Here is a 24,235-nt window from a genome sequence, read left to right as displayed (position 1 = left end):
GGGGTGGGTAACGACTATGACTTACACCGAAGGGACAACCATGGAAGCCAGGGCCCAGGCGCGGTACATCCGCGTCACGCCCATGAAGGCCCGCCGCGTGGTGGACCTTATCCGTGGCATGGATGCCACGGAGGCTCAGGCGGTCCTGCGTTTCGCCCCGCAGGCCGCGAGCGTGCCGGTCGGCAAGGTGCTGGACAGCGCCATTGCCAACGCCGCGCACAACTACGACCACACCGACGCCTCTTCGCTGGTCATCAGCGAGGCGTACGTGGACGAGGGCCCGACCCTGAAGCGGTTCCGTCCGCGTGCTCAGGGCCGTGCCTACCGGATCCGTAAGCGGACCAGCCACATCACCGTGGTCGTCAGCAGCAAGGAAGGAACCCGGTAATGGGCCAGAAGGTAAACCCGCACGGGTTCCGACTCGGCATTACCACGGACTTCAAGTCCCGTTGGTACGCCGACAAGCTGTACAAGGACTACGTCAAGGAAGACGTCGCCATCCGTCGGATGATGACGTCCGGCATGGAGCGCGCCGGCATCTCGAAGGTTGAGATCGAGCGCACCCGTGACCGCGTGCGGGTGGACATCCACACCGCGCGTCCCGGCATCGTCATCGGCCGCCGTGGCGCCGAGGCCGACCGCATCCGCGGTGACCTCGAGAAGCTCACGGGCAAGCAGGTCCAGCTGAACATCCTTGAGGTCAAGAACCCCGAGATGGACGCTCAGCTGGTTGCTCAGGCCGTTGCCGAGCAGCTCTCCTCCCGTGTCTCCTTCCGTCGTGCCATGCGCAAGAGCATGCAGGGCACGATGAAGGCCGGCGCCAAGGGCATCAAGATCCAGTGTGGTGGCCGTCTCGGCGGCGCCGAGATGTCCCGCTCGGAGTTCTACCGCGAAGGCCGTGTGCCGCTGCACACCCTGCGCGCGAACATCGACTACGGCTTCTTCGAGGCCAAGACGACCTTCGGCCGCATCGGCGTGAAGGTCTGGATCTACAAGGGCGATGTCAAGAACATCGCCGAGGTTCGCGCCGAGAACGCAGCGGCCCGTGCGGGTAACCGCCCGGCCCGTGGTGGCGCCAACGACCGTCCGGCCGGTGGCCGTGGTGGACGTGGCGGCGAGCGTGGCGGTCGCGGCCGCAAGCCGCAGCAGGCTGCGCCGGCTGCCGAGGCCCCCCAGGCCGAGGCTCCCGCCGCTGCCGCTCCGGCTGAGAGCACCGGAACGGAGGCCTGACCGAAATGCTGATCCCCCGTAGGGTCAAGCACCGCAAGCAGCACCACCCCAAGCGCCGCGGTATGGCCAAGGGTGGTACGACGGTTGCGTTCGGCGAGTACGGCATTCAGGCCCTCACGCCGGCGTACGTGACCAACCGCCAGATCGAGGCGGCTCGTATCGCGATGACCCGCCACATCAAGCGTGGCGGCAAGGTCTGGATCAACATCTACCCGGACCGCCCCCTGACGAAGAAGCCTGCCGAGACCCGCATGGGTTCCGGTAAGGGTTCTCCGGAGTGGTGGGTCGCGAACGTTCACCCGGGCCGGGTGATGTTCGAGCTGTCCTACCCGAACGAGAAGATTGCTCGTGAGGCGCTCACCCGAGCCGCTCACAAGCTCCCGATGAAGTGCCGCATCGTCCGGCGCGAGGCAGGTGAGGCGTGATGTCGGCCGGAACCAAGGCGTCCGAACTGCGCGAGCTGGGTGACGAGGAGCTTCTCAACAAGCTCCGCGAAGCCAAGGAAGAGCTGTTCAACCTCCGCTTCCAGGCGGCGACGGGCCAGCTCGAGAACCACGGTCGGCTCAAGTCCGTCCGTAAGGACATCGCCCGGATCTACACCCTGATGCGCGAGCGCGAGCTGGGCATCGAGACGGTGGAGAGCGCCTGATGAGCGAGAAGAATGTGACTGAGACGACTGAAGCGCGCGGTTTCCGCAAGACCCGCGAGGGTCTGGTCGTCAGCGACAAGATGGACAAGACCGTCGTCGTCGCTGTCGAGGACCGTGTGAAGCACGCGCTGTACGGCAAGGTCATCCGCCGTACGAACAAGCTCAAGGCGCACGACGAGCAGAACGCTGCCGGTGTCGGCGACCGCGTCCTCATCATGGAGACGCGTCCGCTGTCGGCGAGCAAGCGCTGGCGCATCGTCGAGATCCTCGAGAAGGCCAAGTAATTATCTGAGGGGTTTTCCCTCGGGTTAGTTCCGCCAGGCTCGGCCGGGGCTTGAGTCATCAAGCCCCGGCCGGGAACCGGCAGACGATCAGGAGATAGACGTGATCCAGCAGGAGTCGCGACTGCGTGTCGCCGACAACACTGGTGCGAAGGAAATCCTTTGCATCCGTGTGCTCGGTGGCTCCGGTCGCCGCTACGCGGGTATCGGTGACGTCATCGTCGCCACCGTCAAGGACGCGATCCCCGGTGGCAACGTGAAGAAGGGCGACGTCGTCAAGGCTGTCGTCGTGCGCACCGTCAAGGAGCGTCGTCGTCAGGACGGCTCGTACATCCGCTTCGACGAGAACGCGGCCGTCATCCTCAAGAACGATGGCGACCCCCGCGGCACCCGCATCTTCGGCCCGGTGGGCCGGGAGCTGCGCGAGAAGAAGTTCATGAAGATCATCTCGCTCGCGCCGGAGGTGCTGTAAGCATGAAGATCAAGAAGGGCGACCTGGTTCAGGTCATCACCGGTAAGGACAAGGGCAAGCAGGGCAAGGTCATCGCGGCCTTCCCCCGCGAGGACCGCGTCCTGGTCGAGGGTGTCAACCGGGTCAAGAAGCACACCAAGGCCGGCCAGACCGCTCGCGGTTCGCAGACCGGTGGCATTGTGACGACCGAGGCCCCGATCCACGTGAGCAACGTTCAGCTCGTCGTGGAGAAGGACGGCAACAAGGTCGTTACCCGCGTCGGTTTCCGCTTCGACGACGAGGGCAACAAGATCCGCGTTGCCAAGCGGACGGGTGAGGACATCTGATGGCTACCACCACCACTCCGCGTCTCAAGACGAAGTACCGCGAGGAGATCGCGGGCAAGCTGCGTGAGGAGTTCTCGTACGAGAACGTCATGCAGGTTCCCGGCCTCGTGAAGATCGTGGTCAACATGGGTGTGGGCGACGCCGCCCGCGACTCCAAGCTGATGGACGGCGCGGTTCGCGACCTCACCACGATCACCGGCCAGAAGCCGGCCGTCACCAAGGCCCGCAAGTCGATCGCGCAGTTCAAGCTGCGCGAGGGGCAGCCGATCGGCTGCCACGTCACCCTCCGCGGTGACCGCATGTGGGAGTTCCTGGACCGTACGCTGTCGCTCGCGCTGCCGCGTATCCGTGACTTCCGTGGTCTGTCGCCGAAGCAGTTCGACGGCCGTGGCAACTACACCTTCGGTCTCACCGAGCAGGTCATGTTCCACGAGATCGACCAGGACAAGATCGACCGTACCCGGGGTATGGACATCACCGTGGTCACCACGGCGACCAACGACGACGAGGGCCGCGCGCTCCTCCGTCACCTCGGCTTCCCCTTCAAGGAGGCGTAAGCGAGATGGCGAAGAAGGCTCTTATCGCGAAGGCTGCCCGCAAGCCCAAGTTCGGTGTGCGTGGCTACACGCGCTGCCAGCGCTGCGGCCGTCCGCACTCCGTGTACCGCAAGTTCGGCCTGTGCCGTGTGTGCCTTCGTGAGATGGCTCACCGTGGCGAGCTGCCGGGCGTGACCAAGAGCTCCTGGTAATTCCCGCCTGTCCCTTGGGACTTGGGAATTACCGGACGCTCTCGGTAAGTATCTGGTCGGCGGGTGCCCTCCTCCACATGCCGTAGGCTTGTGGGGTTGGGCGTCCGCCGCCCATAACGACTTACTACGCCGTAGGTCCCCGCACCGCACCCGTCCCGCCACTGAGTGGGGAGAGGGATGGCGCATACAGGAAACCGCGGCGAGAGAGGCCGAAGGCCGATTCATGACCATGACTGACCCGATCGCAGACATGCTGACTCGTCTGCGCAACGCAAACTCGGCGTACCACGACTCCGTCGTGATGCCGCACAGCAAGATCAAGTCGCACATCGCGGAGATCCTCCAGCAGGAGGGCTTCATCACCGGCTGGAAGGTCGAGGACGCCGAAGTCGGCAAGAACCTCGTCCTTGAGCTGAAGTTCGGGCCGAACCGTGAGCGCTCCATCGCGGGCATCAAGCGGATCTCGAAGCCCGGTCTGCGCGTGTACGCGAAGTCCACCAACCTGCCGAAGGTGCTCGGCGGCCTGGGCGTGGCGATCATCTCCACGTCGCACGGTCTGCTCACCGGCCAGCAGGCAGGCAAGAAGGGCGTAGGTGGGGAAGTCCTCGCCTACGTCTGGTAGTCGGGAACGGAGGAAAAGCTAATGTCGCGAATCGGCAAGCTCCCCATCCAGGTTCCCGCCGGTGTGGACGTCACCATCGATGGCCGTACGGTCCACGTGAAGGGCCCCAAGGGTTCCCTCACGCACGCTGTTGCGGCTCCCATCGAGATCGTGAAGGGTGAGGACGGCGTTCTGAACGTCACCCGCCCCAACGACGAGCGTCAGAACAAGGCCCTGCACGGCCTGTCCCGCACGCTGGTGGCCAACATGATCACCGGCGTGACCCAGGGTTACACCAAGGCGCTCGAGATCAGCGGTGTCGGTTACCGCGTCCAGGCGAAGGGCTCCAACCTGGAGTTCGCGCTGGGCTACAGCCACCCGATCACCGTCGAGGCCCCCGAGGGCATCACCTTCAAGGTCGAGTCGCCCACGAAGCTCAGCGTCGAGGGCATCGACAAGCAGAAGGTCGGCGAGGTCGCCGCCAACATCCGCAAGCTGCGCAAGCCCGACCCGTACAAGGCCAAGGGTGTCAAGTACGCCGGCGAGGTCATCCGCCGCAAGGTCGGAAAGGCTGGTAAGTAAGCCATGGCATACGGTGTGAAGATCGCCAAGGGCGACGCTTACAAGCGTGCCGCCAAGGCACGTCGCCACGTCCGCATCCGCAAGCACGTGTCCGGTACGGCGGAGCGTCCGCGCCTCGTCGTGACGCGTTCCAACCGCGGTATCACCGCTCAGGTCATCGACGACCTCAAGGGTCACACCCTGGCGTCGGCGTCGACTCTGGACGCGTCGATCCGTGGTGGCGAGGGCGACAAGTCCGCGCAGGCCAAGTCGGTCGGCGCCCTGGTCGCCGAGCGCGCCAAGGCCGCCGGCGTCGAGACCGTCGTGTTCGACCGTGGTGGCAACAGGTACGCCGGGCGCATTGCCGCTCTGGCTGACGCCGCCCGCGAAGCCGGGCTGAAGTTCTAAGCCCCGGTTCCGGGACTAACGGACGTAACAGAGAGAGGTAAATCCAATGGCTGGACCCCAGCGCCGCGGAAGCGGTGCCGGTGGCGGCGAGCGGCGGGACCGGAAGGGTCGCGACGGTGGCGCTGCCGCCGAGAAGACCGCTTATGTTGAGCGCGTTGTCGCGATCAACCGCGTTGCCAAGGTTGTCAAGGGTGGTCGCCGCTTCAGCTTCACCGCGCTGGTCGTGGTGGGCGACGGTGACGGCACCGTAGGTGTCGGTTACGGCAAGGCCAAGGAAGTTCCCGCGGCCATCGCCAAGGGTGTCGAGGAAGCCAAGAAGAACTTCTTCAAGGTTCCGCGCATCCAGGGCACGATCCCTCACCCGATCACGGGCGAGCGTGCCGCCGGCGTCGTGCTCCTGAAGCCGGCTGCTCCCGGTACCGGTGTTATCGCCGGTGGCCCGGTGCGCGCCGTTCTGGAGTGCGCGGGCGTGCACGACATCCTGTCGAAGTCGCTCGGCTCCTCCAACGCGATCAACATCGTGCACGCGACCGTGGCGGCCCTCAAGGGCCTGCAGCGTCCCGAGGAGATCGCGGCTCGCCGTGGTCTGCCCCTTGAGGCCGTTGCCCCCGCGGCTCTGCTTCGTGCACGTGCGGGAGCGGGTGCGTAATGGCCCGTCTCAAGATCACGCAGACGAAGTCGTACATCGGCAGCAAGCAGAACCACCGCGATACCCTGCGTTCGCTCGGCCTCAAGCGCCTGAACGACACGGTTGTCAAGGAGGACCGCCCCGAGTTCCGCGGCATGGTGCAGACCGTCCGCCACCTCGTGACGGTTGAGGAGGTTGACTGACATGGGTGAGAACAGCCCGCTGAAGGCCCATAACCTCCGTCCTGCCCCGGGCGCCAAGACCGCCAAGACCCGTGTGGGTCGTGGTGAGGCGTCCAAGGGTAAGACCGCAGGTCGTGGTACCAAGGGTACGAAGGCCCGTTACCAGGTTCCGGAGCGCTTCGAGGGTGGCCAGATGCCCCTCCACATGCGTCTTCCGAAGCTGAAGGGCTTCAAGAACCCGTTCCGCACCGAGTACCAGGTCGTGAACCTGGACAAGCTCGGCGCTCTCTACCCCGAGGGTGGAGAGGTCACGGTGGCCGACCTGGTCGCCAAGGGCGCGGTGCGCAAGAACAGCCTCGTCAAGGTCCTGGGCCAGGGCGAGATCTCCGTGGCGCTGCAGGTGACGGTTGACGCCGTCTCCGGCTCCGCCAAGGAGAAGATTGCCGCCGCCGGCGGCACCGTCACCGAGCTTGTCTGAGACAGCTTGATGGCTTGAACATCCGACCGGGGATGCCTCTCAAATGGGGCATCCCCGGTTGGTCGTTCCTAGGGGGGCACGGTCGCCGGTAAGGTGGCGTGCACTGTCTAAGTTCCGTGCTGTGTGCCTGGACGGCTACAGTACGGATTTTTGGCAGATCTAGACTTCTATCCTTATTCGTCGATCCTCAAGACCGTCACCCTGACGCACTTGCGCGGGGGTCGCAGGAGGCACCGTGCTCACCGCGTTCGCCCAGGCGTTCAAGACGCCTGACCTGCGCAAGAAGCTGCTCTTCACACTCGGCATCATCGTGGTCTACCGGCTCGGTACGCACATTCCGATGCCCGGGGTGAGCTACAAGAACGTACAGACCTGTGTCGACCAGGCCCAGCAGAACAGCGGCCTGTTCAGTCTGGTGAACATGTTCAGCGGCGGCGCGCTGCTGCAGATCACGATCTTCGCGCTCGGCATCATGCCGTACATCACCGCGAGCATCATCCTGCAGCTGTTGACCGTGGTGATCCCGCGCCTGGAAGCCCTCAAGAAGGAGGGCCAGGCGGGTACGACGAAGATCACGCAGTACACGCGTTACCTGACCGTCGCGCTGGCGATCCTTCAGGGCACCGGCCTCGTGGCCACCGCCCGCAACGGCGCCCTCTTCAGCGGCTGCCAGGTCGCCACCGAGATCATCCCGAACCGGTCGATCTTCACGACCATCACGATGGTCATCACGATGACCGCCGGTACCGCCTGCGTCATGTGGCTCGGTGAGATCATCACCGACCGCGGCATCGGCAACGGCATGTCCATCCTGATGTTCATCTCGATCGCCGCCAGCTTCCCGAGCTCCCTGTGGGCCATCAAGAAGCAGGGCCACCTGGCCGGTGGCTGGATCGAGTTCGGCACGGTGGTGCTCGTCGGCCTGGTCATGGTCGGTCTCGTGGTCTTCGTCGAACAGGCCCAGCGACGCATCCCGGTGCAGTACGCGAAGCGCATGATCGGCCGCCGTTCGTACGGCGGGACCTCGACCTACATTCCGCTGAAGGTCAACCAGGCCGGTGTGATCCCGGTCATCTTCGCCTCGTCGCTGCTCTACATCCCGGCGCTGATCGTCCAGTTCTCCAACTCGACGGCCGGCTGGGCGACCTGGATCAAGGACAACTTGACCAAGGGCGACCATCCTTACTACATCGTCAGCTACTTCCTCCTGATCGTGTTCTTCGCCTTCTTCTACGTGGCGATCTCGTTCAACCCCGAGGAAGTCGCCGACAACATGAAGAAGTATGGTGGCTTCATCCCGGGCATCCGGGCTGGCCGACCGACCGCTGAGTACCTGAGCTACGTACTCAACCGGATCACCTGGCCGGGGTCGCTGTATCTGGGGCTGATCGCGCTCGTACCGACAATGGCGTTGATCATCTTCGGCGGCGTCCAGAGCTTCCCGCTCGGCGGGACGAGCATCCTCATCATCGTGGGTGTGGGTCTGGAAACCGTTAAGCAGATCGAGAGCCAGCTTCAGCAGCGCAATTACGAAGGGTTCCTCCGCTGATGCGAATCGTCCTCGTTGGACCGCCCGGTGCGGGCAAGGGAACGCAGGCCGCGTTCCTTGCCAAGAACCTGGCGATCCCGCACATCTCCACGGGCGACCTCTTCCGTGCCAACATCAGCCAGGGCACGGAGCTGGGCAAGGCTGCCAAGGCGTTCATGGACGACGGCAAGCTGGTGCCGGACGAGGTCACCATCGGGATGGCCAAGGACCGCATGGGCAAGCCGGATGCCGAGAACGGTTTCCTGCTCGACGGCTTCCCGCGCAACGTGGTGCAGGCCGAGGCGCTGGACGAGGTGCTGAAGGCGGACGGCGTGAAGCTGGACGCCGTGCTCGACCTCGAAGTCCCCGAGGACGAGGTCGTCAAGCGGATCGCCGGCCGGCGCATCTGCCGCAACGACAGTGCGCACGTCTTCCACGTCGCGTACAACGCCCCGAAGGTGGAAGGCGTCTGCGACCAGTGCGGCGGCGAGCTCTACCAGCGCGGTGACGACACCGAGGACACCGTGCGCAAGCGGCTCGAGGTCTACCACAGCGAGACCGAGCCGATCATCGACTACTACCGTGCGCAGGGTCTGGTCATCACGATCACCGCGCTCGGCAAGGTGGACGAGGTCACCCGGAAGGCGATGGACGCGCTGCGCCGCGAAGCGGCGTAGTCCTCGCGCCCAGCGTGCGTTTTCGGCCGCGGTGCCCCCTGGCGGGGGGTGCCGCGGCCGTTTCGCGTGCGGCCCCGGGTCGCCTTCCTGGGGCGCTGCCCCAGACCCCGTTCGCGCGTTTTCCCACCCTCCCACCCGTAGGCGCGGCACTGGAGAGCCCGGCCCCTGGGGCTCCGGCCCAGACCCCGTTCGCGCCTTAAGGGCGCTCGTCCTCAAACGCCGGACGGGCTGAAGATGTCCGTGTCGGCCAGTACGGGAGCTTCAGGGCGCGGGGAGCTGCGCGATCGGCCATGTGTGGTTCGCGGTCGGAGGCCGAGGCTTCGGGGGGATGCCCCGGACGGGCTGAAGATGTCCGTGCCGGCCAGTACGGGAGCTTCAGGGCGCGGGGAGCTGTGTCAGTGGTCACTGCGGGCCGCGGTCGGAGGCCGGGCACACGGGCATCCGGGGCCGGGTGCGGAAGCCTTATCGTTGGGGGTGACCCATACCCGTACCAGAAAGGCGTGAGCCGCACATGGTGGAGATCAAGACCCCCGAGCAGATCGCGAAGATGCGCGAGGCGGGGCTGGTCGTCGCCGCGATCCACGCCGCCACCCGCGAGGCCGCGGTGCCGGGGTCCACGACGAAGGACCTGGACGAGGTCGCCCGCAAGGTGATCGCCGAGCACGGCGCGAAGTCGAACTTCCTGGGGTACGGCGGGTTCCCCGCCACGATCTGCACCTCGGTCAACGAGGTCGTCGTGCACGGCATCCCGGACGACAAGACCGTCCTGAAGGACGGCGACATCATCTCCATCGACGCCGGCGCGATCATCGACGGCTGGCACGGTGACGCTGCGTACACCGCCTTCGTCGGCGGTGGGCACGCCCCCGAGCTGGTCGAGCTCTCCCGGGTGACCGAGGAGTCGATGTGGGCCGGCATCGCCGCGGTGAAGAAGGGCAACAAGCTCATCGACGTCTCGCGCGCGATCGAGTCGTACATCCGCCGCCAGCCGCGCCCCTCGACCGGTAAGTACGGGATCGTCGAGGACTACGGGGGCCACGGCATCGGCTCCGAGATGCACATGGACCCGCACCTCCTGAACTACGTCGACAAGCGCCGCATGCTGGGCCGCCACAATCCGAAGCTGATCCCCGGCTTCTGCCTGGCGATCGAGCCGATGGTCTCGCTCGGCACCCCCCGCACGGAGGTCCTGGAGGACGACTGGACCGTCATCACGACGGACGGTTCCTGGTCCTCGCACTGGGAGCACTCGGTCGCCCTGACGGAGAACGGCCCCCTGGTCCTGACCATGCCCGACGGCGGCAAGGCGAAGCTGGCGGAGTACGGGGTCACGACGGCGCCCGATCCGCTGGGCTGAGCGGGGCCGGGGCGCCGGCCGCAAGGCGGCGCTGGGCCGGGATGCCGGGGAATAGGTGGCCTCGGCACTTGGCGTAACGATCTCCTCGTTGGGGCAAACTCATCTGATTCGTCTTTTCGAGTGCCCTGACGTAGACTGATGCGTCGGCTCTCGTGTACCCGTGTGTCCACACACGGCTGCGGGAGTCGATCAAGGTAGCCGATTCGAAAGGCGAAGCGTGGCCAAGAAGCAAGGTGCCATCGAAATCGAGGGCACCGTGATCGAGTCCCTCCCGAACGCCATGTTCAAGGTGGAACTCCAGAACGGTCACAAGGTCCTCGCGCACATCAGCGGCAAGATGCGGATGCACTACATCCGTATCCTCCCGGATGACCGGGTGGTAGTGGAGCTTTCTCCCTACGACCTGACGCGTGGCCGGATCGTCTACCGGTACAAGTAGATCTTGCCCACGTCGTCCTTGCGGGCGGCGGTGGCACTGACCCGGAGAACCTGACATCCCATGAAGGTCAAGCCGAGCGTCAAGAAGATCTGCGACAAGTGCAAGGTGATCCGCCGTCACGGCCGGGTCATGGTCATCTGCGACAACCTGCGCCACAAGCAGCGCCAGGGCTGACGCACGCCGACCGACCTGCATTGCGCAGTTCTTCAAGCGACGCGAGCAAAACGTACATACGCAGCATCCACCTGGCCGGGTTCCCGGCTGGTGACACCTCCGGCGGGGGCCGGGGACCCGAAACGTACCTAGTACGGCGGTCGGGAGCGGTGCTGTGGAAGACCCCCGAAAACAACTGGAGCCAGTAAATGGCACGCGTTTCCGGTGTTGACATCCCGCGCGAAAAGCGTGTGGAGATCGCACTCACCTACGTCTTCGGTATCGGGCGCACCCGGTCCAAGGAGATCCTCGACTCGACCGGTGTGAACCCGAACACCCGCGTTCGCGACCTGGCCGAAGAGGACCTGGTCAAGATCCGCGAGTACGTGGACGCCAACCTCCGCACCGAGGGTGACCTTCGCCGTGAGGTTGCCGCCGACATCCGCCGCAAGGTCGAGATCGGCTGCTACCAGGGTCTGCGCCACCGTCGTGGTCTGCCGGTCCACGGTCAGCGCACCAGCACGAACGCTCGTACCCGCAAGGGCCCGCGTCGCGCCATCGCCGGTAAGAAGAAGCCGGGCAAGAAGTAGTCCACAGCGGACGCTTTTCAGCGGTCTTCGCTGTAGGACCGATCACCTCCCCTCCATCTGGAGTAAGACATGCCCCCCAAGGGTCGTCAGGGCGCTGCCAAGAAGGTGCGCCGCAAGGAAAAGAAGAACGTCGCTCACGGCCACGCGCACATCAAGAGCACGTTCAACAACACCATCGTCTCGATCACGGACCCCTCGGGCAACGTGATCTCCTGGGCGTCCGCCGGCCACGTCGGCTTCAAGGGCTCCCGCAAGTCGACTCCGTTCGCCGCGCAGATGGCCGCCGAGTCGGCCGCCCGCCGCGCGCAGGAGCACGGCATGCGCAAGGTCGACGTCTTCGTCAAGGGTCCGGGCTCCGGCCGTGAGACCGCGATCCGCTCCCTCCAGGCCACTGGCCTTGAGGTCGGCTCGATCCAGGACGTCACCCCGACGCCGCACAACGGCTGCCGTCCGCCCAAGCGCCGCCGCGTCTGACGCACGGCTGGGCATCGGCTCGGCAGTCGGCTGGGGGTCCGGGGGTCAGCCCCCGGGATATCGCAGCACGGCTGCCGTCCGCCGAAGCGCCGCCGCGTCTGATCCGGGGCGGCGCTCCACGCGCCGCCGCGTCTGACGCACGGCTGCTTCAAGGATTGCCTTGAAGGCTCGGGCGGTACGGCTCATTCGGGCCGTGCCGCCCGTACCCTTGCAGTACGCAGTACCCAGCAGGGCATCAAATAGTGGGTGCCCATGACTGAAGGATCTCCACATGCTTATCGCTCAGCGCCCTTCGCTGACCGAAGAGGTTGTTGACGAGTACCGCTCGCGGTTCGTCATCGAGCCCCTGGAGCCGGGCTTCGGCTACACGCTCGGCAACTCCCTGCGTCGTACGCTCCTCTCCTCGATCCCCGGTGCCGCTGTCACCAGCATCCGGATCGACGGTGTCCTGCACGAGTTCACCACCGTGCCGGGCGTCAAGGAGGACGTCACCGACCTCATCCTGAACATCAAGCAGCTGGTCGTCTCCTCGGAGCACGACGAGCCGGTCGTGATGTACCTGCGCAAGCAGGGTCCCGGCCTGGTCACCGCTGCTGACATCGCCCCGCCGGCCGGTGTCGAGGTGCACAACCCCGACCTGGTGCTCGCCACGCTCAACGGCAAGGGCAAGCTGGAGATGGAGCTGACCGTCGAGCGCGGTCGCGGCTACGTCTCCGCCGTGCAGAACAAGCAGCTGGGCCAGGAGATCGGCCGTATCCCGGTCGACTCCATCTACTCCCCGGTGCTCAAGGTCACGTACAAGGTCGAGGCGACCCGTGTCGAGCAGCGCACCGACTTCGACAAGCTGATCGTCGACGTCGAGACCAAGCAGGCCATGCGTCCCCGTGACGCCATGGCGTCGGCCGGTAAGACCCTGGTCGAGCTGTTCGGTCTGGCGCGCGAGCTCAACATCGACGCCGAGGGCATCGACATGGGCCCGTCCCCCACGGACGCCGCCCTCGCCGCCGACCTGGCGCTGCCGATCGAGGAGCTTGAGCTCACCGTTCGGTCGTACAACTGCCTCAAGCGTGAGGGCATCCACTCCGTGGGTGAGCTCGTGGCGCGCTCCGAGGCCGACCTGCTCGACATCCGCAACTTCGGTGCGAAGTCGATCGACGAGGTCAAGGCGAAGCTGGCCGGTATGGGCCTCGCCCTGAAGGACTCGCCTCCCGGCTTCGACCCGACCGCCGCGGCTGACGCCTTCGGCGCCGATGATGACGCGGACGCCGGGTTCGTGGAGACCGAGCAGTACTAAGAGCTCGGGCCATCCGGTCCGTTCTTGGGTGCGGGTCCGCTGTGCTTGATCGCGCAGTTCCCCGCGCCCCTTCCGGGCGCCCCCTTCGGGGAGCTCCCGGATCTCCGACGGGCGACCGCCTGCTCGGATACTGACCCTGGTACCTGATACGGCCGGGGCAGACACCAAGGAGAAACACCATGCCGCGTCCCGCAAAGGGTGCTCGTCTCGGCGGCAGCGCCGCGCACGAGAAGCTGCTCCTCGCCAACCTGGCGAAGTCGCTCTTCGAGCACGGCCGGATCACGACGACCGAGGCCAAGGCCCGCCGCCTGCGCCCCGTCGCCGAGCGCCTGATCACCAAGGCGAAGAAGGGCGACATCCACAACCGTCGCCTGGTGCTGCAGTCGATCACCGACAAGGGCATCGTGCACACCCTCTTCACCGAGATCGCGCCCCGCTACGAGGAGCGTCCGGGTGGTTACACCCGTATCACCAAGATCGGCAACCGCCGTGGTGACAACGCGCCGATGGCCGTGATCGAGCTGGTCGAGGGCGAGATCGCCAAGAAGGCGACCGTTGCCGAGGCCGAGGCCGCCACCGTGCGCGCCGTCAAGGAGTCCGACGAGAAGGCCGCTGAGGCCGAGACCGTCGAGGACGCCAAGCCGGCCGACGAGGCGAAGGACGCGTAAGCGTTCTGAAGGCTGGTGAACGGGCCCGTTCCCTTCGGGGGGCGGGCCCGTTCTGCTGTGTGGATGCTTTGAGAGGATCTGTTACGTGAGTGATGAGGTGGAGCCCGGCCTCGTCCGGGTGCGTCTTGATCTGTCGTACGACGGCAGGGACTTCTCCGGCTGGGCCCGGCAGCCGCTCGGGCGCAGGACCGTGCAGGGCGAGATCGAGGACGCGCTGCGCACGGTGACCCGGTCCGGCGTGACGTACGACCTGACCGTCGCCGGACGCACCGATGCCGGGGTGCACGCGCGCGGCCAGGTAGCGCACGTGGACCTGCCCGAGGAGGTGTGGGCCGAGCACCGCGAGAAGCTGCTGCGGCGCCTGGCCGGGCGCCTTCCGCACGATGTCCGGATCTGGCGGGTGGCCGAGGCGCCGAGCGGGTTCAACGCGCGCTTCTCGGCGATCTGGCGCCGGTACGCGTACCGGGTGACGGACAACGTCGGCGGTGTCGATCCGCTGGTGCGCGGTCATGTCCTGTGGCACGACTGGGAGTTGGACGTCGAGGCGATGAACGCGGCCTCCGCGGCGCTGCTCGGCGAGCACGACTTCGCGGCGTACTGCAAGAAGCGCGAGGGCGCCACCACCATCCGCACGCTCCAGGAGCTGTCCTGGGTGCGCGGTGACGACGGGATCGTCACCGCGACCGTGCGCGCGGACGCCTTCTGCCACAACATGGTGCGCTCCCTGGTGGGCGCGCTGCTGCACGTCGGCGACGGCCACCGGGGAGCGGAGTGGCCCGGCAAGGTGCTGGCGGCGGCGGTGCGCGACTCCTCGGTCCACGTGGTCAAGCCGCACGGCCTGACCCTGGAGGAAGTCGGCTACCCCGCCGACGAGTTGCTCGCCGCGCGCAGCAAGGAGGCGCGCAACATGCGTACGCTGCCCGGGAGTTCAGCCGGCGGGCCGGGCGGCTGCTGCTGAGGCCTGGTTGCGGCCGCGGGCGACGATCTGGTCGAAGGTGAACTTCGCGAGGTCGTTGCCCGCGGTGAAGACGGCCGAGTCGTCCTTCGTCACGTTCTTCCCGTTGGCGAAGCCGCCGATCGTGAAGTAGGCATAGCGGCCATAGGAGTTGGTCGTGTTGCGGCAGACCGATCCGCCCCGGCAGAAGGTGTTGACGCCCGAGCCGGAGAGCGAGGCGATGCCGCCGTTGGCCTGCTGCTTGGCCTTCGTGGCCTGCCCGTCCGTGTCGAACACGGCGACGCCGACGGTGACCGCGACGCCGTCCTTGGTGAACGTGGCCCGGATGACCTGGCGGCAGCCGTTGTTGTTGAGGATCGAGCCGAGCGACCCCTGGGTGACCGAAGAGCACTCGGTGACCTTGTCGGTGGGGCCCTTGGCGTAGGAGCCGCTGCCCAGGGCGAGGCTCTTGCCGGGGAAGAGGGTGTCGGCGCTCAGCGGGGCCGTGTCCTTCTTCGCACTCGCGACGAAGTCGTACGGGTTGGGCGGGGGCGGCGGGGCCACGTGGGAGAACGAGGGCCCCGGCTGGGCGCTGTTGCTGGGCAGCGCCGGGGGAGAGGGCAGCTCGTTCGCGGACTTCCCGTCGTCCTTGGACCCCGCGGTGACGATGACGGTGGCCACCACCGCGACGACCGCCGCCGTGGCGAGCGCACCGCCGCCTATGAACAGCCACTTCCTGCGCCGGTTGCGTGCGGCCGACGCATCGGCCAGCGCCGCCCAGTCCGGCGTCTGCTGATCCCCCGGGCCCCACCCGGGTCCCCCTTGCCCAAAGCTCATGCCGCGCATCCTAATTCGATTGTTCAGGGGGGCAGGAGCTGGGCGACAATCCGCAGCATGGGACATCTAGAGGCTGCACACCTGGAGTACTACCTGCCGGACGGGCGGGTGCTGCTCGGCGACGCTTCGTTCCGGGTGGCGGAAGGGTCGGTGGTGGCCCTGGTCGGCGCCAACGGGGCCGGCAAGACCACGCTGCTCCGCATGATCTCCGGCGAGCTCCAGCCGCACGGCGGCTCGGTGGCGGTGAGCGGCGGGCTCGGTGTGATGCCGCAGTTCGTCGGCTCGGTGCGCGACGAGCGGACCGTGCGTGACCTGCTGGTCTCCGTGGCCCAGCCGCGGATCAAGGAGGCCGCCGCGGAGGTCGACGCGGCCGAGCACCTGATCATGACGGTCGATGACGAGGCCGCGCAGATGAAGTACGCGCAGGCACTCAGCGACTGGGCCGAGGCGCGCGGCTACGAGGCGGAGACGGTCTGGGACATGTGCACCATGGCCGCGCTCGGGATGCCGTACGACAAGGCGCAGTTCCGTGAGGTGCGCACGCTCAGCGGCGGCGAGCAGAAGCGTCTGGTGCTCGAAGCGCTGCTCCGGGGGCCCGACGAGGTGCTGCTCCTGGACGAGCCGGACAACTATCTGGACGTGCCGGGCAAGCGCTGGCTGGAGGAGCGGCTGCGCGAGACCCGCAAGACGGTCCTGTTCGTCTCGCACGACCGGGAGCTGCTCTCGCGGGCCGCCGAGCGGATCGTGAGCCTGGAGCCGAGTCCCGCGGGCACGGACGTGTGGGTGCACGGCGCCGGATTCGGCACGTACCACGAGGCCCGGCGCGAGCGGTTCGCGCGCTTCGAGGAGCTCAAGCGGCGCTGGGACGAGGAGCACGCCCGCCTGAAGGCGCTGGTGCTTCGGCTGCGCAACCAGGCCGCCATCAGCCCGGACATGGCGTCCCGCTACCACGCGATGCAGACGCGCTTCAAGCGGTTCGAGGACGCCGGCCCGCCGCCGGAGCCGCCGCGCGAGCAGGAGATCACCATGCGGCTGCGCGGCGGCCGTACCGGCGTGCGGGCGCTGACCTGCGAGAACCTTGAGCTGACCGGTCTGATGAAGCCGTTCTCGCTCGAAGTGTTCTACGGCGAGCGGGTCGCGGTGCTCGGCTCCAACGGCTCCGGCAAGTCGCATTTCCTGCGGCTGCTCGCGGGCGACCCGTCGGTGGCGCACACCGGTAACTGGAAGCTGGGGGCGCGGGTCGTGCCCGGGCACTTCGCGCAGACCCACGCCCACCCCGAGCTGCTCGGGCGCACCCTCGTCGACATCCTGTGGAGCGAGCACGCCAAGGACCGCGGGGCCGCGATGTCGGTGCTGCGCCGCTACGAGCTGGAGCGGCAGGGGGACCAGCCCTTCGAGAAGCTCTCGGGCGGCCAGCAGGCCCGCTTCCAGATCCTGCTCCTGGAGCTGGCCGGCACCACCGCGCTGCTGCTCGACGAGCCGACGGACAACCTGGACCTGGAGTCGGCGGAGGCGCTGCAGGACGGTCTCGAGGCGTACGACGGGACGGTGCTCGCGGTCACCCACGACCGCTGGTTCTCGAAGTCGTTCGACCGCTATCTGGTCTTCGGCTCGGACGGTGTGGTGCGCGAGACGCCGGAGCCGGTGTGGGACGAGCGCCGGGTGGAGCGGGCGCGCTAGGCGTTCGCGCAGGCCAGAGGCGGAGCGGGCCGGATCGGAACGGGAGGCTCCCGGGCGGTTTTGACCCGCTCGGGGGCGCCCGGGTATCCTTCTGGTTCGTTATGCGTATTGGCTCGGTCGTTCTCACGCGACAGCCGTTGCGCAAGTTCTCTGGAGCAGTTACCAGTGGCTCGCATACGGGCATCGTCCCGGCACTGTGAGTCCCAGCTGCATGATCGCTTCAGGGTGCAATGTGTCTGCTCCCCATCCACTAAGAAGCGAAGGCTACGAAGTGCGTACGTACAGCCCCAAGCCCGGCGACATCACTCGCCAGTGGCACGTCATTGACGCTCAGGACATCGTCCTGGGTCGTCTGGCGACCACCGCCGCGAACCTCCTCCGGGGCAAGCACAAGCCCGTGTATGCGCCCCACATGGACATGGGTGACTTCGTCATCATCATCAACGCCGACAAGGTTCACCTGTCCGGCAACAAGAAGACCCAGAAGATGGCGTACCGCCACTCCGGCTACCCGGGCGGTCTCCGTTCGGTGCGCTACGACGACCTCCTGGCGAACAACCCGGAGAAGGCCGTCGAGAAGGCCATCAAGGGCATGATCCCCAAGAACACCCTGGGCCGTCAGATGCTCTCGAAGCTGAAGGTCTACTCGGGCGACCAGCACCCCCACGCTGCCCAGCAGCCGGTGCCGTTCGAGATCACCCAGGTCGCGCAGTAGTTCCGGCCACCACACCCCCTAAGACAGAAAAGAATCTGAGGAGCATCGTGGCCGAGACCACTGTCGAGACCCCCGTCGAGGGCGAAGAGACCTACGCGGAGGTCACCACCTTCGAGTCCGAGGTCCCCGTCGAGGGCGAGTACACCACCGAGTCGATGGCGTCCCGCTTCGGCGACCCGCAGCCGGCCGCCGGCCTGGGCCGTCGCAAGAACGCCATCGCCCGTGTCCGGATCGTTCCGGGCACCGGCAAGTGGAAGATCAACGGGCGTACGCTCGAAGACTACTTCCCGAACAAGGTCCACCAGCAGGAAGTCAACGAGCCCTTCAAGGTGCTTGAGCTCGACAACCGCTACGACGTCATCGCCCGCATCTCGGGTGGCGGCGTGTCCGGTCAGGCCGGCGCCCTGCGCCTCGGCGTGGCCCGTGCGCTGAACGAGGCCGACGTCGACAACAACCGCGGCGCCCTCAAGAAGGCCGGCTTCCTCTCCCGCGACGACCGTGCGGTCGAGCGCAAGAAGGCCGGTCTCAAGAAGGCCCGCAAGGCTCCGCAGTACAGCAAGCGCTAAATCCGCGCCTGCCACTACGGCTCTCGTTCGCCCCGGCAGCACCTTCCGTGCTGCCGGGGCGTTCGTCTATCTCCACCCCCGCAGTTATCTACCCCGCATTTTCAGTTTTTCGGAGGACAGACGTGGGACGACTCTTCGGCACGGACGGCGTGCGCGGTGTCGCCAACTCGGACCTGACGGCTGAGCTCGCGCTCGGTCTGTCGGTCGCGGCAGCACATGTGCTCGCCGAAGCGGGGACCTTCGAGGGGCATCGGCCGACCGCCGTGGTCGGGCGCGACCCCCGGGCGTCGGGAGAGTTCCTCGAAGCGGCGGTCGTCGCGGGCCTCGCGAGCGCGGGCGTGGACGTCCTGCGGGTCGGTGTGCTGCCCACCCCCGCGGTGGCGTACCTCACCGGCGTGCTGGGTGCCGACCTCGGTGTGATGCTCTCGGCGAGCCACAACGCCATGCCGGACAACGGTGTCAAGTTCTTCGCGCGCGGCGGTCACAAGCTCGCCGACGAGCTGGAGGACCGCATCGAGTCGATCTACGAGCAGCACCGCACGGGCGAGCCGTGGGAGCGCCCGACCGGCGCCGGTGTGGGCCGGGTCCGCTCGTACGGCGAGGGCTTCGACCGGTACGTGGCCCACCTCATCGGGGTGCTGCCCAACCGTCTCGACGGCCTGAAGGTCGTCCTGGACGAGGCGCACGGCGCCGCCGCCCGGGTCTCACCGGAGGCGTTCGCGCGGGCCGGGGCCGAGGTCGTCACGATCGGTGCCGAGCCGGACGGGCTCAACATCAACGACGGTTGCGGCTCCACCCACCTCGACCTCCTGAAGGCGGCCGTCGTCGAGCACGGCGCCGACCTCGGCATCGCGCACGACGGCGACGCCGACCGCTGCCTGGCCGTGGACGGCTCGGGCAACGAGGTCGACGGCGACCAGATCCTCGCGGTGCTCGCGCTCGCCATGCGCGAGGCGGGCACGCTGCGTCGCAACACCGTCGTCGGTACCGTGATGTCGAACCTGGGCTTCAAGATCGCCATGGAGGGCGAGGGCATCGAGCTCGTCCAGACCGGGGTCGGCGACCGCTACGTCCTGGAGTCGATGAAGGAGCACGGCTACGCGCTGGGCGGCGAGCAGTCCGGCCACGTGATCATCCTGGATCACGCGACCACGGGTGACGGCACGCTGACCGGTCTGATGCTGGCCGCCCGGGTCGCCGCGACCGGCCGCACGCTCGCCGATCTCGCCGGGGTCATGACGCGCCTGCCGCAGGTCCTGGTCAACGTCCCCGACGTCGACAAGTCCCGCGTCGCCACCTCTGCCGAGCTCGGCACGGCCGTCGCCGAGGCCGAGCGCGAGCTGGGCGCCACCGGCCGGGTGCTGCTGCGCCCCTCGGGCACCGAGCCGCTGGTCCGCGTGATGGTCGAGGCCGCGGACATCGAGCAGGCCCGCTCGGTGGCCGGCCGCCTTGCCGACGTCGTCAAGTCGGCGCTGGGTTAAGCGGGTTGGCGCTTGCGCTGCCTCGCCCAGAAGAGCTTCTGGGCGAGCAGCGTAAGCGTGCCGGCCAGTACGATGCCGCCCAGGTTCGCGAGCAGTTGCCAGGTCGAACCCCAGGTCTGGGCGTACTCCGCGTAGCTGAAGGCCATCGCGGCGTTGGCCGCCGCGGGAACCGTCGTCACCGAGATCGCGACGCCGATCAGTGCGCCCGACTTGGCCGAGGTCAGCGAGAGCGTCCCCGCGATGCCGGCCAGGAAGGCGACCACGAACGACATCCAGTCCGGCTTCCAGACGAAGGCCGTGTTGGGGCGCGGGCCCTCCAGCAACTCCTTTGAGAACAGCCCGAGTTGGTCCATCAGCCAGCCGAACCCCGCGGTCACCACCATGGCCGCGGCGAAGCCGACGAGCAGGGCCACCAGCGAGCGCCACACCAGCCGGGGCGCCCGTCGCACCAGCGCCGTGGAGATCCCGGCCAGTGGCCCGAACTCGGGGCCGACCGCCATCGCGCCCACGATCAGGATCGCGTTGTCCAGCATCACGCCGCACGCGGCCAGCATGGTGGCGACGGCCAGGAACGCGACGTAGGTGACCGACAGCGTCGACTCCTCGTGCGTCGCGTCGGTCAGCGACTCCCACAGCACCGCGTCCGCGCCCTCGCCGGGTGCCTCCGCCTCCGCCTCGTCAGCGCGCCGTGAGATCGAGAGGCCGATCTGGTCGACGGCGATCGAACCGTCCCGGTCGAGCCCGGTCGCGCGCAGCTCGGCGATCAGTCCGTCACCGGCCTCGCGCGCCACGTCGCACAGCACCAGGTCGCCCGCCGGATCACGGGCCGCGCCGGGCAGCACCGCCAGATGGGCGGTGCCGACCGTCGACTCGACGATGCGTACGACCTCGTCGGTGCGGTCGGCGGGCACGATCAGTCGCAGGTGCAGCACGTTTCCTCGCCGGGTCGGGCTCGTGGCCGCGGCTGCGGCCTGCGGTCACAGTTTGCGCAGCGAGATCTTCTGGATCTTGTGGTCGGGTCCCTTGCGCACGACGAGGGTGGCCCGGCCGCGGGTGGGGGCCACATTCTCCACCAGGTTGGGCCGGTTGATGGTCCGCCAGGTCGTGCGGGCGTAGTCCAGGGCCTCCTCCTCGGAGACCTGGGTGTACTTGCGGAAGTACGAGAACGGGTTCTGGAAGGCGGTCTCGCGCAGCTTGCGGAACCGGTTCAGGTACCAGGTCTCGATGTCCTCGGTGCGCGCGTCCACGTACACGCTGAAGTCGAAGTAGTCGGCGAGACCGACCCGGGTGCGGCCGTCCTGTCCCGGCAGGGCAGGCTGCAGGACGTTGAGGCCCTCCACGATGAGGATGTCCGGGCGGCGCACCACGAGCTGCTCGTCCGGCACGATGTCGTAGATGAGGTGCGAGTAGACGGGCGCGGTGACCTCGTCCTTGCCCGCCTTGATGTCCGCGACGAACCGGGTCAGGGCCCGGCGGTCGTACGACTCGGGGAACCCCTTGCGCGACATCAGGCCGCGGCGCTGGAGCTCGGCCATCGGGTACAGGAAGCCGTCGGTGGTGACCAGCTCCACCCGGGGGTGCTCGGGCCAGCGGGCGAGCAGCGCCTGGAGCAGACGGGCCACCGTCGACTTGCCGACCGCCACGGACCCCGCGACCCCTATGACGAAGGGGGTGCCGCGCTGGGTGCCGTGCCCGTTGCCCGCGTCGCCCAGGAACGTGTTGAGGGTGCCGCGCAGATGGGCGGTGGCCTCCACGTACAGGTTGAGCAGCCGGGACAGCGGCAGGTAGATGTCGCGCACTTCGTCGAGGTCGATGACGTCGCCGAGTCCGCGCAGGCGCTCGACCTCCTCGGCGGTCAGCGGCAGCGGCGTCTTGTCGCGCAGAGCGCTCCATTCGGCGCGCGTCAGGTCCACATAGGGAGTCGCCTCCGGCTTGCGGTGGGCGCTCCGTGGCAGCGAAGTGATCACGACTCCATTGTTGCGGCTGTATGACGTGCGTGGGGGGTGGGGTGGGTCACTTGGCGGGAGTGACCTGACCCACCTTCCCCGGCCTTCTCCGGGACCGACCGCTCGGCCGGGCCGACGCGGGCCGGGACGCGATCGCCCGCGTCGGGTCGGACCGACCCCTCCGCCCGTGCGGTGCGGCGGGTGGGCGACGGTGCGCCACACCCACGGCTCGACATCGCGCGAAGCGCTGGAGTCGCCGGTTCTCGTGGCAAGGTGGCTCGGTCACGAGTACCGGCGGCTCCAGCGCTTCGCACGGGAGCGCACCCGCGGGTGATGCCGGACTCGGGCACCCGTGGTCTCGAAGCGCTCGATGCGAGGGTCGGTGGGAGCTGGAGCTCCCCGCGGACTCCCCAGCGGGTGTCAGGGGCGGTAAGTGACACCTTGAGTCGCTGGTCAGGCGGCCGCGAAGGGGTTTTTATGTGCGGAATCGTGGGTTATGTGGGCGGACAGTCGGCGCTCGACGTCGTGGTCGCCGGGCTGAAGCGGCTCGAATACCGCGGGTACGACTCGGCGGGCGTCGCAGTCCTGGCGGACGGCGGGATCGCCGCGGCGAAGAAGGCCGGCAAGCTGGTCAATCTGGAGAAGGCGCTCGTGGAGGCGCCGCTGCCCGCCGGGGCCACCGGCATCGGGCACACCCGGTGGGCCACGCACGGCGGGCCGACCGATGAGAACGCTCACCCGCACCTGGACAACGCGGGGCGGGTCGCGGTCGTGCACAACGGGATCATCGAGAACTTCGCCGCGCTGCGCGCCGAGCTGGCCGAGCGCGGCCACGAGCTGGCCTCGGAGACGGACACCGAGGTCGTCGCGCACCTCCTGGCCGAGTGCTACTCCTCCGCCGAGGACCTGGCGGAGGCCATGCGCCAGGTGTGCCGGCGTCTGGAGGGCGCGTTCACGCTGGTGGCCGTGCACGCCGACGAGCCGGACGTCGTGGTGGGCGCGCGGCGCAACTCGCCGCTCGTGGTGGGCGTCGGCGAGGGGGAGTCCTTCCTCGCCTCCGACGTCGCCGCGTTCATCGCGCACACCCGCTCCGCGATCGAGCTCGGCCAGGACCAGGTCGTCGAGCTGCGCCGGGACGGGGTCACCGTCACCGACTTCGACGGGGAGCCGGCCGAGACCCGGGCGTACCACGTCGACTGGGACGCCTCGGCCGCCGAGAAGGGCGGCTACGACTACTTCATGCTCAAGGAGATCGCCGAGCAGCCCAAGGCCGTCGCGGACACGCTGCTCGGGCGGATCGACGGCGCCGGCTCGCTGACCCTCGACGAGCTGCGCATCCCGCACAAGGTGCTGCGCGAGATCGACAAGGTCGTCGTCGTGGCGTGCGGGACGGCCTACCACGCGGGCATGATCGCGAAGCTGGCGATCGAGCACTGGACGCGGATTCCCTGCGAGACGGAGCTGGCCAGCGAGTTCCGCTACCGGGACCCGATCCTCGACCAGCGCACCCTCGTCATCGCCATCTCGCAGTCCGGCGAGACCATGGACACGCTGATGGCGCTGCGGCACGCCCGCGAGCAGGGCGCGAAGGTGCTCGCCATCTGCAACACGAACGGCTCGACGATCCCGCGCGAGTCGGACGCGGTCCTCTACACGCACGCGGGCCCCGAGGTCGCCGTCGCCTCGACGAAGGCGTTCCTCACCCAGCTGGTGGCCTGCTACCTCGTCGCGCTGTACCTCGGCCAGGTGCGCGGCACCAAGTGGGGCGACGAGATCCGGGCCGTTGTGCACGACCTCGCCGAGATCTCCCGCGAGGTCGACCGCGTCCTCGAAACCATGGAGCCGGTACGGGAGTTGGCGCGCTCGCTCGCCGACAAGAACACGGTGCTCTTCCTCGGCCGGCACGTCGGCTACCCCGTGGCCCTCGAAGGCGCGCTCAAGCTCAAGGAGCTGGCGTACATGCACGCCGAGGGGTTCGCGGCGGGGGAGCTGAAGCACGGGCCGATCGCCCTGATCGAGCAGGACCTGCCGGTGGTGGTCGTCGTTCCGTCGCCGCGCGGACGGTCCGTGCTGCACGACAAGATCGTGTCCAACATCCAGGAGATCCGGGCCCGGGGGGCGCGCACGATCGTGATCGCGGAGGAGGGCGACGAGGCGGTGGTGCCGTACGCCGACCACCTCGTCCGCATCCCGGCCACGCCCACGCTGCTCCAGCCGCTGGTGGCCACCGTGCCGCTCCAGGTCTTCGCGTGCGAACTGGCGACGGCCCGGGGCAACGAGGTCGACCAGCCGCGCAACCTGGCCAAGTCCGTGACGGTGGAGTGAGCGCGGG

General features: G+C 67.8%; 33 protein-coding genes. 30 read left to right on the top strand and 3 right to left on the bottom strand.

The annotated features are described in order from the left end of the window. Window positions 1-40: 40 nt before the first annotated feature. The 25 genes from rplV to truA all read left to right on the top strand — a co-directional run bounded on the left by rplV (window position 41) and on the right by truA (window position 14,702). Complete coding sequence (gene rplV, locus IE267_RS02915) at window positions 41-388, top strand: 50S ribosomal protein L22 (protein WP_004571827.1); 348 nt, start codon at window positions 41-43, stop codon at window positions 386-388. Beyond that, window positions 388-1,230 (top strand): 30S ribosomal protein S3, encoded by an 843-nt coding sequence (gene rpsC, locus IE267_RS02910; RefSeq protein WP_100578123.1) that lies wholly within the window; start codon window positions 388-390, stop codon window positions 1,228-1,230. Before rplV ends, rpsC begins: the two co-directional genes overlap by 1 nt. Window positions 1,231-1,235: 5 nt before the next feature. Then, window positions 1,236-1,655: a 50S ribosomal protein L16 gene (gene rplP / locus IE267_RS02905; RefSeq protein WP_053727610.1), complete on the top strand. Its 420-nt coding sequence runs from the start codon at window positions 1,236-1,238 to the stop codon at window positions 1,653-1,655. Continuing rightward, window positions 1,655-1,879, top strand: coding sequence for a 50S ribosomal protein L29 (gene rpmC, locus IE267_RS02900; protein ID WP_003966952.1), 225 nt, complete (start codon window positions 1,655-1,657; stop codon window positions 1,877-1,879). The genes rplP and rpmC overlap by 1 nt, the downstream gene beginning before the upstream one ends. Then, window positions 1,879-2,163: a 30S ribosomal protein S17 gene (gene rpsQ, locus IE267_RS02895; protein ID WP_100578124.1), complete on the top strand. Its 285-nt coding sequence runs from the start codon at window positions 1,879-1,881 to the stop codon at window positions 2,161-2,163. Before rpmC ends, rpsQ begins: the two co-directional genes overlap by 1 nt. A 100-nt stretch (window positions 2,164-2,263) precedes the next feature. Continuing rightward, window positions 2,264-2,632 carry a 50S ribosomal protein L14 gene (gene rplN / locus IE267_RS02890; RefSeq protein WP_053727611.1) on the top strand — a complete coding sequence of 123 codons (369 nt, stop codon included), beginning with the start codon at window positions 2,264-2,266 and terminating at the stop codon, window positions 2,630-2,632. A gap of 2 nt (window positions 2,633-2,634) precedes the next feature. Beyond that, window positions 2,635-2,958, top strand: a complete 324-nt coding sequence (rplX, locus tag IE267_RS02885; protein ID WP_053727612.1) for a 50S ribosomal protein L24 — start codon at window positions 2,635-2,637, stop codon at window positions 2,956-2,958. Further along, a complete protein-coding gene (rplE, locus tag IE267_RS02880; RefSeq protein ID WP_053727613.1) occupies window positions 2,958-3,515 on the top strand; it encodes a 50S ribosomal protein L5 in 558 nt (185 codons plus the stop codon). The genes rplX and rplE overlap by 1 nt, the downstream gene beginning before the upstream one ends. Before the next feature lie 5 nt (window positions 3,516-3,520). Beyond that, on the top strand, window positions 3,521-3,706 hold the full coding sequence (locus tag IE267_RS02875; RefSeq protein ID WP_003948630.1) for a type Z 30S ribosomal protein S14: 186 nt from the start codon (window positions 3,521-3,523) through the stop codon (window positions 3,704-3,706). 223 nt (window positions 3,707-3,929) lie between these two features. Continuing rightward, entirely contained in the window at window positions 3,930-4,328 is a 399-nt protein-coding gene (gene rpsH, locus IE267_RS02870; RefSeq protein ID WP_003966947.1) for a 30S ribosomal protein S8, read from the top strand. A 21-nt stretch (window positions 4,329-4,349) separates the two neighbouring features. Further along, the gene (gene rplF, locus IE267_RS02865; RefSeq protein ID WP_100578125.1) at window positions 4,350-4,889 is read left to right on the top strand and encodes a 50S ribosomal protein L6; all 540 of its coding nucleotides are present in this window, start codon (window positions 4,350-4,352) and stop codon (window positions 4,887-4,889) included. 3 nt (window positions 4,890-4,892) lie between these two features. Beyond that, window positions 4,893-5,276 (top strand): 50S ribosomal protein L18, encoded by a 384-nt coding sequence (rplR, locus tag IE267_RS02860; protein WP_100578126.1) that lies wholly within the window; start codon window positions 4,893-4,895, stop codon window positions 5,274-5,276. A 46-nt stretch (window positions 5,277-5,322) separates the two neighbouring features. Continuing rightward, window positions 5,323-5,925 (top strand): 30S ribosomal protein S5, encoded by a 603-nt coding sequence (rpsE, locus tag IE267_RS02855; protein WP_100578127.1) that lies wholly within the window; start codon window positions 5,323-5,325, stop codon window positions 5,923-5,925. Then, the gene (gene rpmD, locus IE267_RS02850; RefSeq protein ID WP_077971845.1) at window positions 5,925-6,107 is read left to right on the top strand and encodes a 50S ribosomal protein L30; all 183 of its coding nucleotides are present in this window, start codon (window positions 5,925-5,927) and stop codon (window positions 6,105-6,107) included. The genes rpsE and rpmD overlap by 1 nt, the downstream gene beginning before the upstream one ends. A gap of 1 nt (window position 6,108) precedes the next feature. Next, window positions 6,109-6,564 (top strand): 50S ribosomal protein L15, encoded by a 456-nt coding sequence (gene rplO, locus IE267_RS02845; protein ID WP_100578128.1) that lies wholly within the window; start codon window positions 6,109-6,111, stop codon window positions 6,562-6,564. A gap of 235 nt (window positions 6,565-6,799) precedes the next feature. Continuing rightward, on the top strand, window positions 6,800-8,113 hold the full coding sequence (gene secY / locus IE267_RS02840) for a preprotein translocase subunit SecY (RefSeq protein WP_100578129.1): 1,314 nt from the start codon (window positions 6,800-6,802) through the stop codon (window positions 8,111-8,113). Continuing rightward, window positions 8,113-8,769, top strand: coding sequence for an adenylate kinase (locus tag IE267_RS02835; protein ID WP_161245595.1), 657 nt, complete (start codon window positions 8,113-8,115; stop codon window positions 8,767-8,769). The genes secY and IE267_RS02835 overlap by 1 nt, the downstream gene beginning before the upstream one ends. A 511-nt stretch (window positions 8,770-9,280) precedes the next feature. Beyond that, window positions 9,281-10,126, top strand: a complete 846-nt coding sequence (map, locus tag IE267_RS02830) for a type I methionyl aminopeptidase (RefSeq protein WP_161245594.1) — start codon at window positions 9,281-9,283, stop codon at window positions 10,124-10,126. Window positions 10,127-10,343: 217 nt separating this feature from the next. Continuing rightward, window positions 10,344-10,565, top strand: a complete 222-nt coding sequence (infA, locus tag IE267_RS02825; protein WP_003956442.1) for a translation initiation factor IF-1 — start codon at window positions 10,344-10,346, stop codon at window positions 10,563-10,565. Window positions 10,566-10,625: 60 nt separating this feature from the next. Then, window positions 10,626-10,739, top strand: a complete 114-nt coding sequence (gene rpmJ / locus IE267_RS02820) for a 50S ribosomal protein L36 (RefSeq protein ID WP_003956441.1) — start codon at window positions 10,626-10,628, stop codon at window positions 10,737-10,739. Between the two features lie 188 nt (window positions 10,740-10,927). Then, complete coding sequence (gene rpsM, locus IE267_RS02815) at window positions 10,928-11,308, top strand: 30S ribosomal protein S13 (RefSeq protein ID WP_100578132.1); 381 nt, start codon at window positions 10,928-10,930, stop codon at window positions 11,306-11,308. A gap of 69 nt (window positions 11,309-11,377) precedes the next feature. Then, entirely contained in the window at window positions 11,378-11,782 is a 405-nt protein-coding gene (gene rpsK / locus IE267_RS02810; protein ID WP_003956432.1) for a 30S ribosomal protein S11, read from the top strand. Window positions 11,783-12,053: 271 nt separating this feature from the next. Continuing rightward, window positions 12,054-13,076: a DNA-directed RNA polymerase subunit alpha gene (locus IE267_RS02805; protein ID WP_010473911.1), complete on the top strand. Its 1,023-nt coding sequence runs from the start codon at window positions 12,054-12,056 to the stop codon at window positions 13,074-13,076. Between the two features lie 179 nt (window positions 13,077-13,255). Beyond that, window positions 13,256-13,744 (top strand): 50S ribosomal protein L17, encoded by a 489-nt coding sequence (rplQ, locus tag IE267_RS02800; RefSeq protein ID WP_167157633.1) that lies wholly within the window; start codon window positions 13,256-13,258, stop codon window positions 13,742-13,744. 85 nt (window positions 13,745-13,829) lie between these two features. Next, window positions 13,830-14,702 (top strand): tRNA pseudouridine(38-40) synthase TruA, encoded by an 873-nt coding sequence (gene truA / locus IE267_RS02795; RefSeq protein WP_189762044.1) that lies wholly within the window; start codon window positions 13,830-13,832, stop codon window positions 14,700-14,702. On the opposite strand, the gene IE267_RS02790 is transcribed toward truA, so the two are convergent. Then, window positions 14,673-15,515, bottom strand: coding sequence for a hypothetical protein (locus IE267_RS02790; protein ID WP_189762043.1), 843 nt, complete (start codon window positions 15,513-15,515; stop codon window positions 14,673-14,675). The two genes, truA and IE267_RS02790, sit on opposite strands and share 30 nt — an antisense overlap. Before the next feature lie 57 nt (window positions 15,516-15,572). On the opposite strand from IE267_RS02790, the gene IE267_RS02785 reads away from it, so the two are divergent. From IE267_RS02785 to glmM, 4 genes are all read left to right on the top strand, one after another. Beyond that, a complete protein-coding gene (locus IE267_RS02785) occupies window positions 15,573-17,195 on the top strand; it encodes an ABC-F family ATP-binding cassette domain-containing protein (RefSeq protein ID WP_189762042.1) in 1,623 nt (540 codons plus the stop codon). A gap of 271 nt (window positions 17,196-17,466) precedes the next feature. Further along, window positions 17,467-17,910 (top strand): 50S ribosomal protein L13, encoded by a 444-nt coding sequence (gene rplM / locus IE267_RS02780; RefSeq protein WP_161245590.1) that lies wholly within the window; start codon window positions 17,467-17,469, stop codon window positions 17,908-17,910. A 47-nt stretch (window positions 17,911-17,957) separates the two neighbouring features. Beyond that, window positions 17,958-18,476 carry a 30S ribosomal protein S9 gene (gene rpsI / locus IE267_RS02775; RefSeq protein ID WP_161245589.1) on the top strand — a complete coding sequence of 173 codons (519 nt, stop codon included), beginning with the start codon at window positions 17,958-17,960 and terminating at the stop codon, window positions 18,474-18,476. Window positions 18,477-18,598: 122 nt separating this feature from the next. Continuing rightward, window positions 18,599-19,957, top strand: coding sequence for a phosphoglucosamine mutase (gene glmM, locus IE267_RS02770; protein ID WP_189762041.1), 1,359 nt, complete (start codon window positions 18,599-18,601; stop codon window positions 19,955-19,957). Here glmM and IE267_RS02765 read toward each other — a convergent pair. Together IE267_RS02765 and coaA are read right to left on the bottom strand one after the other, a co-directional pair. Continuing rightward, a complete protein-coding gene (locus IE267_RS02765) occupies window positions 19,954-20,889 on the bottom strand; it encodes a DUF389 domain-containing protein (RefSeq protein WP_167157627.1) in 936 nt (311 codons plus the stop codon). The two genes, glmM and IE267_RS02765, sit on opposite strands and share 4 nt — an antisense overlap. Window positions 20,890-20,934: 45 nt before the next feature. Then, window positions 20,935-21,924 (bottom strand): type I pantothenate kinase, encoded by a 990-nt coding sequence (coaA, locus tag IE267_RS02760; RefSeq protein WP_167157625.1) that lies wholly within the window; start codon window positions 21,922-21,924, stop codon window positions 20,935-20,937. A gap of 456 nt (window positions 21,925-22,380) precedes the next feature. Here coaA and glmS point away from each other — a divergent pair, with 456 nt between their 5' ends. After that, window positions 22,381-24,228, top strand: coding sequence for a glutamine--fructose-6-phosphate transaminase (isomerizing) (glmS, locus tag IE267_RS02755; RefSeq protein WP_189762040.1), 1,848 nt, complete (start codon window positions 22,381-22,383; stop codon window positions 24,226-24,228). Window positions 24,229-24,235 lie beyond the last annotated feature (7 nt).

The sequence above is a fragment of the Streptomyces xanthochromogenes genome (assembly GCF_014650455.1).
GTDB lineage: Bacteria > Actinomycetota > Actinomycetes > Streptomycetales > Streptomycetaceae > Streptomyces > Streptomyces xanthochromogenes.
This window is presented reverse-complemented; position numbering and strand designations above follow the sequence as displayed.